The sequence below is a fragment of the Paenibacillus sp. MT86 genome (assembly GCF_058792535.1).
In genome coordinates this window covers 5004076-5020026 of the sequence record NZ_CM179499.1, presented here as the reverse complement: position 1 = coordinate 5020026, position 15951 = coordinate 5004076, and the positions used below count along the sequence as shown (strand labels likewise).

Annotated in this window: 14 protein-coding genes and 1 tRNA gene; 9 read left to right on the top strand and 6 right to left on the bottom strand. The window is 54.6% G+C overall.

The window, feature by feature from the left end:
• Positions 1-3: 3 nt before the first annotated feature.
• Together AC3RCL_RS22570 and AC3RCL_RS22565 are read left to right on the top strand one after the other, a co-directional pair.
• Entirely contained in the window at positions 4-1311 is a 1308-nt protein-coding gene (locus tag AC3RCL_RS22570) for a metallophosphoesterase family protein (protein WP_096776030.1), read from the top strand.
• Between the two features lie 11 nt (positions 1312-1322).
• Positions 1323-4520, top strand: coding sequence for an AAA family ATPase (locus tag AC3RCL_RS22565; protein ID WP_492532111.1), 3198 nt, complete (start codon positions 1323-1325; stop codon positions 4518-4520).
• 48 nt (positions 4521-4568) lie between these two features.
• On the opposite strand, the gene AC3RCL_RS22560 is transcribed toward AC3RCL_RS22565, so the two are convergent.
• Positions 4569-5615, bottom strand: coding sequence for a YkvI family membrane protein (locus tag AC3RCL_RS22560; protein WP_096776028.1), 1047 nt, complete (start codon positions 5613-5615; stop codon positions 4569-4571).
• 252 nt (positions 5616-5867) lie between these two features.
• Between AC3RCL_RS22560 and AC3RCL_RS22555 the strand changes: the two genes are divergently transcribed.
• From AC3RCL_RS22555 to AC3RCL_RS22540, 4 genes are all read left to right on the top strand, one after another.
• Positions 5868-6437, top strand: coding sequence for a xanthine phosphoribosyltransferase (locus AC3RCL_RS22555; protein WP_119851127.1), 570 nt, complete (start codon positions 5868-5870; stop codon positions 6435-6437).
• A gap of 211 nt (positions 6438-6648) precedes the next feature.
• Positions 6649-6978, top strand: coding sequence for a hypothetical protein (locus AC3RCL_RS22550; protein WP_009594840.1), 330 nt, complete (start codon positions 6649-6651; stop codon positions 6976-6978).
• Positions 6979-7096: 118 nt separating this feature from the next.
• Positions 7097-7315, top strand: coding sequence for a hypothetical protein (locus AC3RCL_RS22545; RefSeq protein ID WP_015736661.1), 219 nt, complete (start codon positions 7097-7099; stop codon positions 7313-7315).
• A 69-nt stretch (positions 7316-7384) separates the two neighbouring features.
• A complete protein-coding gene (locus AC3RCL_RS22540; RefSeq protein WP_009594838.1) occupies positions 7385-7714 on the top strand; it encodes a carboxymuconolactone decarboxylase family protein in 330 nt (109 codons plus the stop codon).
• An 81-nt stretch (positions 7715-7795) separates the two neighbouring features.
• Here AC3RCL_RS22540 and AC3RCL_RS22535 read toward each other — a convergent pair whose 3' ends face one another.
• Entirely contained in the window at positions 7796-8215 is a 420-nt protein-coding gene (locus AC3RCL_RS22535; protein ID WP_096776026.1) for a YhjD family protein, read from the bottom strand.
• A gap of 178 nt (positions 8216-8393) precedes the next feature.
• Between AC3RCL_RS22535 and AC3RCL_RS22530 the strand changes: the two genes are divergently transcribed.
• Together AC3RCL_RS22530 and AC3RCL_RS22525 are read left to right on the top strand one after the other, a co-directional pair.
• Positions 8394-8477 (top strand) — tRNA-Leu (locus AC3RCL_RS22530).
• A 327-nt stretch (positions 8478-8804) separates the two neighbouring features.
• On the top strand, positions 8805-9686 hold the full coding sequence (locus tag AC3RCL_RS22525; protein ID WP_492532108.1) for a divergent polysaccharide deacetylase family protein: 882 nt from the start codon (positions 8805-8807) through the stop codon (positions 9684-9686).
• A 172-nt stretch (positions 9687-9858) separates the two neighbouring features.
• On the opposite strand, the gene AC3RCL_RS22520 is transcribed toward AC3RCL_RS22525, so the two are convergent.
• Positions 9859-12099 (bottom strand): methyl-accepting chemotaxis protein, encoded by a 2241-nt coding sequence (locus AC3RCL_RS22520; RefSeq protein WP_492532106.1) that lies wholly within the window; start codon positions 12097-12099, stop codon positions 9859-9861.
• A 205-nt stretch (positions 12100-12304) separates the two neighbouring features.
• Complete coding sequence (locus tag AC3RCL_RS22515) at positions 12305-13108, bottom strand: N-acetylmuramoyl-L-alanine amidase (RefSeq protein ID WP_492532104.1); 804 nt, start codon at positions 13106-13108, stop codon at positions 12305-12307.
• A gap of 147 nt (positions 13109-13255) precedes the next feature.
• On the opposite strand from AC3RCL_RS22515, the gene AC3RCL_RS22510 reads away from it, so the two are divergent.
• Complete coding sequence (locus AC3RCL_RS22510) at positions 13256-13447, top strand: YqzE family protein (protein ID WP_036660256.1); 192 nt, start codon at positions 13256-13258, stop codon at positions 13445-13447.
• 297 nt (positions 13448-13744) lie between these two features.
• Here the strand turns inward: AC3RCL_RS22510 and AC3RCL_RS22505 are convergent, their stop codons facing one another.
• Both AC3RCL_RS22505 and AC3RCL_RS22500 read right to left on the bottom strand, forming a co-directional pair.
• Positions 13745-14842 (bottom strand): hypothetical protein, encoded by a 1098-nt coding sequence (locus tag AC3RCL_RS22505; protein WP_492532101.1) that lies wholly within the window; start codon positions 14840-14842, stop codon positions 13745-13747.
• A gap of 145 nt (positions 14843-14987) precedes the next feature.
• On the bottom strand, positions 14988-15950 hold the full coding sequence (locus AC3RCL_RS22500) for a YqhG family protein (protein ID WP_492532099.1): 963 nt from the start codon (positions 15948-15950) through the stop codon (positions 14988-14990).
• Position 15951 lies beyond the last annotated feature (1 nt).

Sequence of the window (15951 nt, the reverse complement as noted above, 5' to 3'; positions counted from 1 at the left end):
GTTATGGCTTCTTTTCGATTTATTCACGCTGCGGATTTGCATCTGGACAGTCCGTTTATCGGAATCAGCGGACTCGATGACGATCTGCGGTCTTTCGTTCAGGAATCAACCTTCCGTGCGCTGGAGCGGCTTGTGGAGCTCGCCATCGGGGAGCAGGTTGATTTTATCGTCATCAGCGGAGACGTCTACGACAGCTCCAACATTTCGCTGCGGGCCCAGCTTCGCTTCCTGGATTCCCTCAACCGCTTGGGGCGGGAAGGGATCGCGGTTTATGTGATCCACGGCAATCATGATCCGCTCGACAGCACGAAGCTGTCCATGACGCTTCCCTCCCATGTCCGTGTGTTTGGAGCGGAGCCTGCAGCCGTAACGGCTGTTCGCCGTTCGGACCAACAAGAAGTGGCGGTCATCGCCGGCATGTCGTATCCGACCTCGAAGGTCACGGATAATATTGCGATCCGTTATCCCGCTCCATCACCGGGGCTCTATCATATCGGGCTTCTCCATGCGAACGTGGACGGAGATCCCCAGCACGAAACCTATGCTCCCTGTACGAAAAGGGAGCTGGTTCAGGCCGGATTCCACTACTGGGCGCTCGGGCATATCCACTCCCGCCGCACCCTGCAGGAATCTCCTTATATCGTGTACCCGGGCAATATCCAGGGACGCCATGTCCGGGAGACGGGCCCGAAGGGGTGTTACGTCGTCGATGTGGACGGCAGCTTCAACACGAAGCTCAGCTTCCATGAGCTCGATTCGATGCGATGGAACGTCGTTGAAGCGCCTATCGATGCTTGCCGGGACGTCGACGACTGGCGACGCTCCCTGGAGTCCATCCTCACCGATACAGCCAGAGCCAACGCGGATCGGCTAAGCATGATCCGCGTTCGGGTTACGGGACGAAGTCCGGTTCACCGTCAGCTAGAGGGCGGATACGTGCTGGACGAGCTGCTGACCGATCTGCGGAGAAGAGAGGCCGCAAAGGGCAAGACATGCGGCTATCGGGGCTGCGTCTGGATCGAGAGCTTCTCGCTTCAATCCGGTGATGCGATCGATACGGAGAGGCTGTTGGCGGAAGACAGCTTTACGGGGGACTTGCTTCGCCTTGTCCGGAAGGAGCAGGAACGAATTCATGATCCGGACGGGGTTGTTGCCAAGGGTTTGGAGCCTCTTATGGAACATGCGGAGATCCGCTCGTTGCTTGACGAGACGAGCCCGGAGGAAATGCTGGACTGGGTTCGCAGGGCGGAGGAGCTGACTTTAGGGTTATTGCTGCGCGACCGTTCGCGGGAGGAAGGTGCCGGAAGATGAGGCTGGAACGGATGAACATACAAGGATTCGGAGCCGTCCGGGACATGAGCATTTCCATCGATGCCCCCGTAACCGTGCTGTATGGGCCGAATGAAGCGGGGAAGAGCACGGTCCTGCATTTTATCAGCGCCATGCTCTACGGGTTTCCGGGCAAGGGCTCGCCGGCGGAACGCGGAGAGCCCTCCGGGGAAGGCGTTCACGGAGGCGAGCTGCGTTTTCTTGATAAGGAGGGGATACCTTGGGTGGTCCGGCGCTATAACCGGTCCAGGGAAGGGAATGCCGCCTCCGGCAAGGGCGAACGTGTACATATTCATAAACAAGCGGATAATGGGGTCGTGATCGAGCTCGGGCAGCAGGAGCTGGAACAATACGCTTTGGGCGGCGTGTCCAGGGACATGTTTCGCCAGCTGTTTGCCATCTCGTTAAGCGAACTGCAGGAAATCCGCGGTCTGCACTCCGCCGAGATGAGCGGCTACCTGTTCCATGCCGGGATCGGCGGCGGAGCCAACATCCTGGAGGCCGAACGCAAGCTGTCCCAAGAAATGGACAAGCTGTATAAGCCTCGCGGGAAGGTACAGCAGACAGCCAAGCTGCTGCATTCCATCGAGGATTTAAGAACCCGGGTTGCAGACAGCCGGGCTTACGTATCCCGTTATAACGAGGTCGTAAGCTCCATTCTGGAAATAGAGCGCCGTTTAAACTTGCTGGAGCAGGAACGTGCCAGGACCGGCGAGGATTTATCGCTGCTTCGCAAAGCGCTGGACATCCGTCCGGCTTGGCTGGAATGGCAAGAGGCCGGGGTTGAATTGAAGGATCTGATGGACAGCAGCCATTTCCCCCCGGATGGAATGCCCCGTTATGAGAAGATACTGGAGGAAGAGCGGGTCCTTCATGCCCAGTCCATCCGCGTAGAGCAGGCGATCGAGGATGCGGAGGATAAACTGGGGGCTCTACCCGTGAACGATTTCTTGGAACAATACGGCGAGCGGATTGAGGAGCTGTGGGCAAAACGAAGTCTACATGAAGCCGGGAACCGCGAGCTTGCCGAGCTTACGGCCGAATATAAAGCTCAGGAAAACCGGCTGGAGCAGCTGCTCCGGGATATCGACCCGGCATGGACCCGGCAAGAGCTGCTGTCGTTGCCGGTGTCCGCCTCAGACCGTGAGGAGGTACGGCGGATCGGTGCTGCCTTTGCCGGGTACGATCGCCGGATGGAGGCGCTGTTCATTGAACAGCGCGGGGCCCAGCGCTCGGCGGCTGCAGCCGAATCGACGCTGCGGGAAGCAAGGCGGCAGCTGCGCGAGGAGTCGGAGCGGGGCCAGGAGGCCTTTGCGATGATTAAGCCTGCTGCGCCGCAGGAGACGGCTGCGCTGTGGAATCAGCTGCAGCTGGAAATCGAGCGTTGGCGCGAGCGCAGACTGTCCGGTGCCGAGCCCGGGCCTGTTTCGACACGCCGGCCGGGGAGAGGGCGACTCCCCCGGATGTATGCGGGGCTGCTATCGGGCATGGCGGTCATGACGCTGCTGCTTGCAGCCGTGTTGTTATGGACGGGAGCCGCGGAAGCCGCCGTGGTCTCGGGCATTGTGATGCTGCTTGGTATGGGATATATATACTGGAGCGCTCAACGCGGGCGCGAGATTCAGGAAGAAGCTTCGGAAGGCACTTCCATGCTGGACGGTCAGGGAACGGAACATGTGGACCATCTATACTCCAGTCTGGTCTCAGCTCCCTATGCCGCGGCAACAGGGAGCACGATTCCGGGCAGCCGAAGGGATCGAAACGCTGTTTTGACTCGTGACCCCCTCATGGTGGAGGCGAGAATGCGCGAGCTTCGGTCCGTGATGGAGGGCTGGCAAGCCTGGCGGCAACGGCTCGATCGATTGACGTCTGATTGTGCGGCGGCTGAGGAGAAGTCTGCCCTGCAGGCGGCTGAATTAAAAACGATCCATAGCGCCATCGAGCAGGAAGAGAAGCGGTATTTGGAGCTGGAACGGCAGTGGGAGTCCTGGCTGATGTCCCGGTCACTCCCGCAGAGTCTGTCGCCTGACGTGATGCTGGATGTATTCGTGAAGGTTGAGCAGGGACAGGAGCTGATCCGCCAGCAAAAATCGATTGGTCTGAAGATGGATGTCCTGTTAAGAGAGGCCGAGGATTATATCGTCCAATGCCATGAGATCATTGCGGCGGATCCCGAAGCCGACCCTGACGGCAACCGAAATCCGGGCGTTGCTGAGCTTAGCGGCATCCATTCCCGTTGGAAGGCGTACCAAGAGGATTCAAGGCAGCGTAAAGTCCTATCCGAGCGCATCCAGGAGCTGCGCAAAGAGGCGGCTGCGATGGAAGAGGAGCGGGAAGGGCTGCAGCAGCGCAAAGCGGCATTACTCGCCACGTCCCGATCGGCGGACGAGGAAACCTTTCTTCGCATGGGAGCAGCAGCCAAGCGCAGGGAGGAGCTTGTCCGCACGATCCGCCATCATGAAATTACCATGTTCAGCGGATGGGACGAAACGGGCCGCAGGCGGCTGGTGCAGCTGCTTGAGCTCACCGACGCTGCCGAGCTCGAAGCTCAGTGCGTCGAGAAGGAGGAGGCCGCATCGGCCGCGCACAGCCTAAGGGACGAGCTGCAGGAACGGCGCGGGCGGCTGCTTCAGGAGAGGGAGTCGCTGGAATCGGCGGGCAATCAGGATTCCGCCCTGCAGCAGCTGGAGGAGCACCGATCCGCCCTGCGGGAAATCGTGTCCCAATATGCGGTGCGTTCGATGGCCTCCGAGTTTATCAAACGCACGAGGCGTTTGTACGAGGAAGAGAAGCAGCCGCAGGTGCTGCAGCTGGCTTCCCGGTTCTTCTCGATGCTGACCGGCGGTGCGTATAGCCGGGTTGTGATGCGCTTGGGAGACCAGAGCCTGCTGGCTGAGCGCCCGACGGGTGAGCTGGTGGAGAGCAGCCGATTGAGCCGGGGAACGGCGGAGCAGCTATATTTGGCCATGCGGCTCGGGTTGATCCAATCGATGCCGCATGCGGCGGGCCTGCCGCTGCTGCTTGATGATCTGTTCGTTAATTTTGACGGTGATCGGCTGCGGCATGCGCTCGGGGCTATCCTGGAGCTGTCCCGTAACCGGCAGGTTGTCATGATGACGTGTCATCGACATGTCGCCGAGCAGACGATGGAACTCATGCCGGATGCACGGCTCATCCCGATGCAGCCATAAGATTGGGCTCCCCAAAGGCAGGCGTTACGCACCTTTGGGAGAGCCCTTTTATTTACCCCTGATTTCAGGTGTTCCGAATAAAGTCAGCCGGAGCACCCAGAGCAGGCACAATCCCCCGAACATCGGATAGAGCAGAGAAAGCAGGGAGCTGAAGCCGAACTGGCTGAAGAAATAACAGAACACCATGATGCCAAGGGTGATCACTCTCGGGGAGAGCGAGGTTCGCTGCTGAACCTGCAGGGTGATGCCGTAAATATTGGCAACGAAGGTGCTGAAAATTTCTAGGAAGATGAGGATGAGATAGATGATCTGTACAAACCAGCCCAGCTGGTTGGCGATGCTGCCCATCGGAATCTCGTATTGGCTAATGCCGGGCATATGGGCGGACATCGCAAAATGCGCCGCCATCAGCATAAACCCTACGCCCGTCCCTCCAATGATGCCTCCCCAGGTTACGGTTCGCACGCTTTCGGTCTGGCTGCCGAGCGGGACCAGCACCGGCATCGCCATCACCAGGTTAAAGGCGGTGTAGAGCAGCGGCGCAAGCCAAACCGAAGGCAGGCTGTGGTCGGTGGTCAAGGTTAAAAAACGGGTAGCGCCCGGGGACTGAAGCGTTTGAGAGATCACCGCCACCGATAAGGTCAGCATCATGGGTACGACGAGACTGTTCATCGTCATGATGGACTGGATGCCTTTTCTGAGAATAAAATAAGTCCCGATCATCGTGACAAACAATCCGGTTTGATAACTCAAATTCAGATGCTCCACAAACACGGAACCGGCACCGGCAAGCATGATGCTGTTCACCCCGAGCAGAATGACAAACATGAAGAGGCTGATCCAGACGCCGGCTTTCTCGCCAAACAGGAATTTGTTCAAATCCTCAAAGGATTTGGCTCCGATCCGCCTCGATATCGTCATGATTTTCGTGCCGAGCCAGATGAATAATCCCGTCGTAAGCACAATGGTCAGTGTAGCCCAGTGGCCGTACTGGGTAAAGAATTGAAGGATTTCTCGGCCGGTAGCAAAGCCAGCGCCAACGACGGTTCCGATATATGTAAAGGCGATCTGTAAAACACGTATAAAATTACGCAAGCCTCGCGTCCCCCTTGAAAGTTAATCGTCTGCATAGTACAAGGTATGCTTGGCTGAGCCGGGACATGACTTCTACCTGTCCAAGGCCTTCGACTGGAGGGGATTTGGACGCATAGCGCCAAGCAAGCGGAAAGCTATGTCAGGAATTATGACGGGAACTAGCAAGTTAAATGACGGAGCATCCGTTTGTACTTGCCGTACAGGGAGGAATATGTTACTTTTACGACAAAGGAATCATGGGAGGTCTTTGGGATGGATTGGTTAAAGGAGCGGATTGTTAAAGAAGGCGTCGTGTTGTCGGATCAGGTGCTGAAGCTGGATGCCCTGCTGACGCATCAGGTTGATCCGGCATTGATTATGGACATGGGCCGGGAATTTGCGGCGAGATTTAAAGAGAGCGGCGTGACCAAGGTCGTTACGCTGGAATCCTCCGGCATATCGGTTGCCTTTGCCGCAGCGCTTGAATTGGGAGTCCCCATGGTATTCGCCCGGCGCAAAAAAACGCTGCTCGCCGATCCAGACGCCTTGTGCGAGCGGGTGCCGTCTTTCACCAAAGGCATTGTCACGGATATCATGGTGTCGCGCCAGTTTATCGGCGAGGGCGATAAAGTGCTCTTCATCGATGACATTATTGCAAACGGAGACGCCGCGAGAGGGCTGATCAAAATCATTGATCGGGCCGGGGCGGAATTAATCGGGCTTGGCGTTGTGATCGAAAAGAGTTTCCAAGCCGGGGCGAGAACGCTGCGCGAACAGCATGTTCACGTGGAATCGCTTGTCACCATATCGTCGCTTGAGGGTGGGAAGATTTCGTTCAGCTAAAACTTAAGGTCTCCTTAGGCTTGTCTTGGACCGATTGTCACGGGCCGGGTCTTAGGTCATGAACGGTTGTACCCTAGTCTAAACGAAGAGAAAAAATGGTAATTTGAAGTGAATGATAATGGGATTTCCGCCTAAAATCTCAACTAAATCTTTTCGCCTCCGTGATTTTCGCTTATAATAAAGAGGTAGGCAAGAGAGAGGAGGCAGCAACATGGGGAAACAACCTGTAACCGAGCCGTTTTTGATTGAGAAGCTGAATGAAGCGAAGGTACATTTTGAACGTGCTTTGGATTGTAAACATACGGAGTTTGATGATCTATATCCCTATATGATTGAACATCCTCAGTTCTTCTGGTACAAACGCTATGTTGCCTGGTCAGAACTGCTGACGATTGCCGGATTGTGCGAGGAGGTTTCCTTCGAATGGAAGGAACAGTTTACGCCTCAGCAGGTCGAATATATCGAGAAGCGCGTCATGTCTTCCACCGTGCTGGATTATTGGTACGAGAAGAATGACAGCATCGAGCCGGCTCAGCGTTAATGGGTATATAGAACATCTCTTAATCGGGATGTTTGTCGATATCGCAACGCATTCAAAAGACCTAAATGATTTCATTTAGGTCTTTTTTTGCACAGTAAGTGATGAAGGAGGCATGGCGATGATCAGCGATGAAAGACTCGATGAGCTGCGGATCTCCGGCGAACTGGTCCGGGTTGTGCGGGATGGGCTGGAGACCAATGATATTATAGGGTTCGTCGTAGCCTGGGACCCGGAGCAGGTTATCATCCGCCGCAGAAACCGGCGGGTCGTTAAACTGGATCGGCGCTACAGCTACCAGCTCAAAAAAGAGCCAAGAGTCAGCCCGGTCGAAGAATAAGCATAGATCTCGAATTCGTCGGACAACTTAACCTCGGAACTATTTTTTCGGGAAGAGGTGCTTTTGGTTATGGAAATGTCCAATGACAAGGTCTCGGCATACAAGAATGAAATTCAGAATTTGAAGCAGAGCATGCCGGACATGGCAGAAGCGTATCATCAGTTCACCGGCGTTTGCTTTCAGGATGGCGAGCTGGATGCGAGAACGAAGCAGCTGATCGCGCTTGGGATCGGATTGTTTGCCAACAATGAGCTGTGTACCTTCTACCATATGGAGGAAGCCCGTGCCAAGGGAGCCTCGGATGCTCAGATCATGGAGGCCGTAGCCGTGGCGTCTGCCGCCAGCGCGGGACATGCTCTCTCGCAGGGACTGACCCGCGTGCAGCATAACCTTCATTGATCTGTGATAGAAAATAACCGCCCCCCACAGCGCTTGTACAGCCGGGGAGGCGGTTATTCTTTCGTTTAAGGAACGGCGATGTTAGCGCGCGAAAGCAGCGGCAGGAGGATGGGCTTGCTCGGAGGAATCGCTCTCAGGCGGAACCAGTCCGAGATACGCTCGCATGCGATCCATCATCTCCTCACGGAAGGATGGCCATAGAATGTTCATCGACCCAATGTACCCCCGGCAAGCATATCGTGCCTGAATCCCGTCCTTGCTTTGCCCGATGTCATATACCTTGATCGCCCGCTTGGTGAATTCCTGCTTCACCTCGCGAAGAAGCACTGCAGCACGTTTGGCGCCGTTTCCTACAACCTCTACGTACAATTGAGGGGTTTTGAATACCCCGCTCTCCTGAATGATCCGGCAATCCCGTTCAAACACCTTATGAATGAACATCAGCAGCAGGTAACTCTTGATCAACGCCCGTTCTTCCGTTGTAACAGCCTGAATGGCCATCAACATCACCGCCTTTATATAGAAAATGGATATTGAATGAGAACTTATGTTCTTATTTTAACCGAAAACAAGGTTTTTAATCAAGTTCAAAAAAAGTGTTGACTCGATTTATTTAGCGTGATATTATATATCTTGTCGCCGCTGATAAGAGCTTGGCTCGAAGGTGGACAACATACATGCGGTCGTGGCGGAATTGGCAGACGCGCACGGTTCAGGTCCGTGTGGGCTTACCCCCGTGGAGGTTCGAGTCCTCTCGACCGCATCTTAATGAGAAAGCTCGTAAACTGTTCTTGCAGTTTACGAGCTTTTTTGCTTTGGAATTCTATGGGACTGTTCGATGCAATCGATAGCCAATGCGGCACAGCCCGAAATTACCGCTGACCTCCGCGGCACGAAACGAATAGGAGAGCCAACGATCTTACGGTGGCCGGCAATCTTCTGCAATCCGTCGGAAATGCGCTGCAGGTGATTGCGGAAGCGGAGGATTCCTGATTAACATTTATGCCTGTAATTACATATTTGAATAGCTTTTCTCAAACAATACGGTTAGGTAAGGCTATCATGATGATGAGTGGAAAGGGGCGTAACAATGCGGAAAAGATATAGACAATCGATTATCTTGCTGTGTTTGGTATGGGGGATCTCGAACGGAGCACAGATCGGGTACGGGGCGGGGGTGGTCAATGCTCCTGATTCGTTCAACCATGATACTCGAAAAATGCACGAAGAATCCGATCACAGCAGATCCGGCCAGGAAAAGAAGCCGAATAAGCTGGCCGTCATTATCGATGATTTTGGCAATGATCAGAAAGGGACCGAGGAAATGCTCAATCTGCCTGTCAAAATCACGGTGGCCGTGATGCCGTTTTTGCCGACGAGCAAGAAAGATGCCGAGGCCGCGCACCAGCAAGGGCATGACGTCATTATTCATATGCCCATGGAGCCTAAGCAGGGCCGGTCTTCCTGGCTTGGACCGGGTGCTATCTTAAGTTCGCTCACCGATGAGGAAATTCGTAAACGCATGGAGGAGGCAATCGATTCGGTTCCTTATGCCGTTGGGATTAATAATCACATGGGCTCCAAGGTTACCGGGGATGAACGGGTCATGTCCATCGTGCTCGACGTTTGTAGGGAGAGGGGGCTGTTCTTCGTCGACAGCAAAACGAATTACTACAGCGTGGTCGGCAAACTGGCAGCGAAGAAGGGAATGCCGTCCATCGCCAACGATATCTTCCTGGATGACGTTCATACCGTTCAGCATGTGAGCAAGCAGCTGCAGACCGCGGCGCAGCATGCGGAAGAGAGAACTTCCTGCATTGCAATCGGCCATGTTGGCGTATATGGAATCCGGACGGCAGAGGCGCTGAAAGGCACGATCCCGGAACTGCAAAAAAAGGTGGAGTTCGTCGGGATCAGCGATCTCGTCAGGGAGCACTCAAGCTGGCGGCCTGATCCGCTGCGCTCGTATTAGATCTTCCTTGAGCACAGAAACAGGTCCGGCATCGAGTGACGATACCGGTGGAAGGTCCAAACGTTAAGATCAGCCGAGACCGGGTATGAATATAAAACGAACGGCCTTCAGCGCAAGAGTCCCGGTGATTCCGAGTCTCATGCTTGGAAGGCTGTTTATATGTTGCGCTATATTATCGGATGCGGGCATCGGTGAGTTTGAATTGACCTACCAGCTGCTGCATCGATTTCGCTATGGCTTCGACATTGCCTGAGGTGTACCTTACGCTTTCGATTTCCTGCGACAGCTCCTGCACTTTGCTCTCCACATCCTTGGAAATCTTTCGGTTCTCCTTGCTGACCGAAGCGATTTTCTCCATCAGCTGAACCACTTCATCTACGGCCTGGTGCTTGCGCAGATCGTCTTCGGCTGCGGCGGCAAGCAGCTCGGAAGCCGCGGAAACCAGCAGGTTTCCTTCTTCCACGACCCGGGTCCCTTCCTTCATCGAGAGCACGGCGTGCTGGGCGTCCTGATAGATATGGCCGATAATCCGGTGGACCTCTTCCGTGGACTGTCTGGTCAGTTCGGACAGCTTGCGGATTTCGGTTGCAACGACGGCAAAACCTTGTCCGTGTTCTCCGACCCGTGCCGCTTCAATGGAAGCATTCAGGGCCAGCAAATGGGTTTGGGAGGATATTTGTTCGATCGCGTGCAGTACGCCTGTAACTTCCTGAACGGTTCCCATGAACGTGCGGATGGTCTGATTGGTTTCCTCGACTTTCGCAGAAATATGAGACATCTTGTCTCCGATCCGGACGACTTCATTCTTGGCCACATCAATCTGCTCATTTGCTTGCCGTTCCAGCTGGCGGAGCGTCTCCCGCATCCGTTCCGCGCTGTCCTTCACGGCATCGATATCCTGCAGCTGGCTGCGCATGCTGCGGATCATCTCGCTAATGTTGCTGCTGACACGCTGTGCGGAAGTAACGGTGACGGCGGTGGTGTCGTTCATTACCTGTTGGCTGGAAGAAACATCGCCTGCCGTCAACTTCACCTGCATCATGATGCTTTCCAGCGAATCGATCATATTGTTGATCCATTTGGCTAATTCGCGCGTTTCATCCTGATCGAATTGGCGGGGGTCCAGCCGCTGCGTCAGATCTCCGCTGCCCTCGGCATTCAAGCGGATGAAGCGGTTGAGGCTGCGTAGACGATCCGCGATTCGTCCAATTTCTTTATGGCCGACCAGGGAAGAGGTGAGAAGGCCGGTGACCAAGCAGGCTAACCCTCCCGCCATGGCTGCGAATGCCGGAGATAAATAAACAGCCGTAATAAAAACAATGACAGCCGTCAGGAGGCTCGAGATAAGGGTAGACAAGCCATGGAGCTTAGCATGTCTGAAGCGAATGCCGCGAATACGGTAAACCTCTTCGAGATCCCCTTCGCACATCATCCCCCAAACATCCGGACAATGGGGCAGGCGGAACGTCACACCTTTTCCGATCACCGGAATGTGGCGGTAATCGGAATAACCGGGGAAGTCCACGAACAGATTGCTTCCGTTCGCGATGGTGTTGGCTACGCCTGGATGAAGCTGACCCGTTGCCGGGTCGGTGAACATCAGCTCCAGCTCCGTATGTTCCTGAACCGACACGGTCCCCCAGTCGGTCGTTACGCCGTCCTTCAGGTTCTCCCCGTGTGTGAAGGTCCGGTCTTCAAAGCGGCTTCTGGAAAGGGCCGTGCCCGGAGCAATATGGCGATTCATCTCGGGCTTGGCCATGAATATATAGTTGTCGCCGGAATCGGGATAGACGTGGCCGGATTCCCGCTGAATTAAATCCCCGATCACGTCGTTTGGCACCCGGCCGCAGAGGGTGCCGGCGAACGTATCGTCGACGTAAATGGCATTCATGAACAGCAGCGTCATTTTGTCGTGAAAAGCAGAGGAGCGGGGACCGATAGTGAACGTGACGGAATCCGCATACGGCCCGAAGAGCAATTTGCCGGTATCCGAGCCGGCGAGATGAATGATTGCCTGTCCCAATGGACTGCTCTTGCTGTAGCTGGTTCCAACGTGCGAAGCGTATGTAGAGTACGTGACCTCACCCGAAGGGTTCAGCAAGAATAATTCCGTGAAATCGGCAGCGCGCGAGTACAAAGCGGAGAAGAGCTGCTCCTGGCTCAATGGGGCACTAGTAGAGAAGAGATGAGAATGCTCGCCGCCGACTGATGAACCATGGGGCTTGTCCTTGTCCAGTTGCTCCTTCAGTCGATCCAGATGTCCCCAATATTCATGGCTCCAGGAGAACAGCAGCTCTTTGCGCGTCTCGGCAATGCCTTCGAATATGTCTTCGATGTCTTCCTTCAATTTACGATTCAGACGCCATGAAATCCAAAGCGGAAGTCCTTGGCGATACCCAAGCCAGTCAAACATAACGATCTCCCCCAATTCCCATTTGATTCATCCATCTTTATGTATGTTAGATATACTACCATAATTTTCGGGAAAATTGACTAAAAATTTTGAAAAAAATGATGCTTTTTTCATATTGATGTTAGTTTTTATGACGTAAAAATGGGTTCGAAGGCCTGGAATCAGGATTCTATAGGCCAGGCGCCCAACAAAAAACAGCTCCTATTTAAAGAGCTGTTAAATAACTGATAATCCCGTCAGCAATGGCTTCGGCAATCATCATTTGGCCGTTACGGCTAGTCAATAATTCCCGGTCCTCGATATTGCTGAGGAAGCCGGTTTCCACGATGACGGCAGGTACTTGGGTTTGATTAAGCAGATAATAAGGCTTGCCTACCATGATGCCATTGTTGCTGCGATATACCAAATTCAACTGTTCCTGAATGGTTTCCGCTAGCAAGGTGCTTCGGCCCTCGGATTGATGCAGTACGATGCCGCCGCGCTTGGACGCATTTTTTCCCCAATTCACGTGAACGCTGACTACCAGCTTGGTCGGGATTTCGCTGCTGAGCTGCTTGCGCTGCGACAGATCGCGGCGATGCCTGGAGGAGCTTCGATGCCAGCGGTTATCGTCGCTTAGCGTGTAATCGGCGTCGCGATTCAGCACGGCATGATAGCCTTCCTTGCGTAGCAGCATGAACAGTCTGCGTGAAATGGCCAGATTGATATCTTTTTCGAGAATGTCTCCATGCGACGTTCCGCCGTCGATTCCGCCATGGCCCACATCGATCAGCACGACATCATGTGCAAATGGGTGGAGGTGTCTAAGATATGATTGGTCGATTTCCCGTCCTGAGGAATGGGTTGATTCCGGCGTTTCGGACATAAGCTGGGCTGCCGGCATCACTTTCGGATGAACGGCATGTGCTGGAAGCATCAGGGCCTGCTTCTTTACTGGGCTTGCTTCCGTGACAGAACCGGGGAGTACCAGCGTCAAGAGAAGCAAACATACTCCTGCTGACTTAATCATGATGGATTCCTTCTTTCACGTAAAATTTCGGCTTTATTAGAATGTGCATTAGGCAGAAAAATCATGCCGTTAAACAGGAGTCTAGAATCGGTCGGAATGGAGCACACTGATACTGGGAAGCGGATAAACCATAAGGAGTTGATTCGTATGGCAAGCGGAGATGAATTGATCAAATATATTACCGAACGCGTGGTTAACTATATAGATACGCCTAAGGAAGTTCGGCGCAGGGCGAAGGTGAAGGAATCCTGGACCACAAGGTGGTTCGGCATGATTCCGTTCTCCATGTCGCTGTGGAAAGACGACGTATCCTCCAAGCGCAAAAAAAGGCAAAAGTAAAGCTGCTGCTGTTCGTTTGCTGTATGTTCCTTAACGAAGTCAGCTATTGTACAGCGTGCGCACGGCACCCTGTGCAGCCAGATGCCAGACTTGGGGCATGTTATTGCATTGTATTGGCTGGCAGCCTACGCTTGGAAGTACGGAAGTACGCACTGAAAAAAACAGGTGAAACGATGAAGGACGCGAGCCCTGACCAGGGCCGCGTCCTTTGTCCGTCTGGGATGCTGAAGGCATGAGGGCTTATGGTTGGTTCGCATGAATGACGGACTTGTTAGCCCGCTTACTTGTACTTTCGCGTCATTTGGGTTGAGCATAGAACTGGCCTTGTCCGATCAAGCGGGATGCCGGCAGGAAGCGGAAGGTATCTGTGTTCCGCAATGGAACCGACACATAGAGCGCTGCCGAATGCTTCTGAATCCCTGTCGACCAGCGGTGCCACCCGTTTAAGGTAAAAGGGGCTCCGAAAGCGGCGTTGCTATTTTTGGACTTGAATATCAGGCTGGAGTGCTCCTGCAGCAATTTACGCAGATCGGCACTGCTTCGGGCCGTCAGATTGCTTGAGGTCAGCCACAGCAGATTATCGTAAGGATCCCGGGAATCGCCGGCTGCAATGGTTGGCGCTCCGGCAATCCAGCGAGCGGATGAAGTTACCAATCCCTTGCTTGCCGCCGGCTTGACCGCCGTCGTTGTCTGCTTGAGTTCTTCCGGAAGGACTTCGCTATTCAGTGCACTGATATAAACCGGCTTCTTGCCGGGAAGCTGAACCTGCCAGACAGGGGATACGTCATACAGCTTGCGCACGCTGCTTCCCTTCGGCAAAGATCCGCCGACCTTCAGAAATCCCTCGGCCGCAAGCCGTTCATTCAGCGGTGCTTGACTGTAGGGAAGGGTGGAGCCGATCCCGTATTCGCTCAAGATATATCCACCGTCTTCTCCTGCGCTGATAATCATGTAGCCCTGAGGCAGTCCCTGATCGGAAATCGTGACCAGCCAGCCGTGGGTGCCCGGACCAAGTGGGGTGAAATCCAGCTCTGCTCCGTCCCAGGCAGTAAATGGCGCATGCACCGATAGTTGATCCACGGTCTGTTCTGCAAAGTCTACCAAACTTTCCGGTACTTGAGCCCGGGCGCTGCTGTAGGCGAGGCTGGATGCAGACTGGACAGCAAGCAGAGCGTCTGCCGCACGGACGGCGCTCGCAGGATTGGGGGTGTCTGCTTCACGAGCCGCAGCCATACCTGCCTGCGGGTGGGTCGTGCTGAACCACAGGAGTGCCGTTACGATGACGGAGGCAGACCACCTTCGATATTGGATAAAGCGTTTGTTGTCGATTGATTTAGGTTTGCGCTTGTTGTCCTTGTCATCCTGGTAATGGGGTTCCATGTTCCACAGCTTCAAATCGCTAACCGCCTTTCCTTGGCCCTTACGCGCCATGGATGTGATGGAATCATCATATCGGACAAGCTCTGCAAAGGCTGTTGCAAGCTGTCGCGGCAGGGGAAGGGAGAATGGTTCTTTTTTTGCCTGCTTTTGTAGAGAGGCGTCATGAAGACGCGCCCACGGGCGAACACAGATGAAACAGACCGCAGGTTATGGCGGACAGGCTCACTTTCGGCTCGTACTGCCACTGCATTTCCGACCGGCGGTTCTTGTACTGCTCCTCGATTTGCGCCTTTTTCTCTTCGTCCTGCTCTTTGAGCAAATCCTCGTAGTAGCCGTCGATGACCATCAGCTCGTCTTCGAGGCGTTCCTTAGCTTTTGCCGCCCAATCGTAATCCAGCTTGCTCAGTTTGTTGATCAGATGATTCTCCAGGGCAGCTACGGCCTGCTCAAGGGTGAGAGCCGCCGGTCTGACGTGAACGCTCTCGGGCAGGCGTGGAGTCAATTCGCGCCCATGCAGAATGGCGGGGAAGTCTTCGGTAATCGCGCGGCTGGACAGCGAGATTCCGAGAAAAAACAATTCCTCCCGCTTCAGATCGCAGCTGAACTCCACCTTGAAGCAGACGCCCAGCCACTGCTCATAAGGCGTGGAACGGCCCCTGGGACGCGGTTCGGCATCCCGCTGCTGGAACAGATACACGCATTTGCCCTCTTCGCGGGAGGCATTCCAAATCTGGGCGAGCCGGCTGCTGCCGTAGCCGATATTCTCCCGCTGAATCCGGCCTGACCCCAAGATCGGCAGCACCGGGGCGTTCCCGTAATAGCGCGCCAGCAGCGGATCCTGCGCAGGTGCGTTAAGCTGGGTTTTGGCTTTGGTTTCTTCGGCCTTGGCAAGCCGTTCGTCGTATTTTTCCGGATCAAACACGAAGTTGAACGACAGCGTTTCGGCGGGAGCCCCGGTCCGTTCCACGAACCCCCAGTAATAGGGGCGGTTGGTGAGCATTTTGTCGGCCTGCGGCGACAGTTTCACGGTGACATGCTCGGGCGATTTTTCGATGACGGTGCATTCGGTGGCTTCCAAATAGGCCATGAAGTGCTGCTGCACCTCCTGCGGCGTCATGGTCATA

Bases quoted from the DNA above. Each gene is read 5' to 3' on its own strand.
- AC3RCL_RS22570 (WP_096776030.1), top strand. From the start codon at position 4: ATGGCTTCTTTTCGATTTATTCACGCTGCGGATTTGCATCTGGACAGT.
- AC3RCL_RS22565 (WP_492532111.1), top strand. From the start codon at position 1,323: ATGAACATACAAGGATTCGGAGCCGTCCGGGACATGAGCATTTCCATC.
- AC3RCL_RS22555 (WP_119851127.1), top strand. From the start codon at position 5,868: ATGGATTGGTTAAAGGAGCGGATTGTTAAAGAAGGCGTCGTGTTGTCG.
- AC3RCL_RS22550 (WP_009594840.1), top strand. From the start codon at position 6,649: ATGGGGAAACAACCTGTAACCGAGCCGTTTTTGATTGAGAAGCTGAAT.
- AC3RCL_RS22545 (WP_015736661.1), top strand. From the start codon at position 7,097: ATGATCAGCGATGAAAGACTCGATGAGCTGCGGATCTCCGGCGAACTG.
- AC3RCL_RS22540 (WP_009594838.1), top strand. From the start codon at position 7,385: ATGGAAATGTCCAATGACAAGGTCTCGGCATACAAGAATGAAATTCAG.
- AC3RCL_RS22535 (WP_096776026.1), bottom strand. From the start codon at position 8,215: ATGGCCATTCAGGCTGTTACAACGGAAGAACGGGCGTTGATCAAGAGT.
- AC3RCL_RS22525 (WP_492532108.1), top strand. From the start codon at position 8,805: ATGCGGAAAAGATATAGACAATCGATTATCTTGCTGTGTTTGGTATGG.
- AC3RCL_RS22520 (WP_492532106.1), bottom strand. From the start codon at position 12,099: ATGTTTGACTGGCTTGGGTATCGCCAAGGACTTCCGCTTTGGATTTCA.
- AC3RCL_RS22515 (WP_492532104.1), bottom strand. From the start codon at position 13,108: ATGATTAAGTCAGCAGGAGTATGTTTGCTTCTCTTGACGCTGGTACTC.
- AC3RCL_RS22510 (WP_036660256.1), top strand. From the start codon at position 13,256: ATGGCAAGCGGAGATGAATTGATCAAATATATTACCGAACGCGTGGTT.
- AC3RCL_RS22500 (WP_492532099.1), bottom strand. From the start codon at position 15,950: ATGACCATGACGCCGCAGGAGGTGCAGCAGCACTTCATGGCCTATTTG.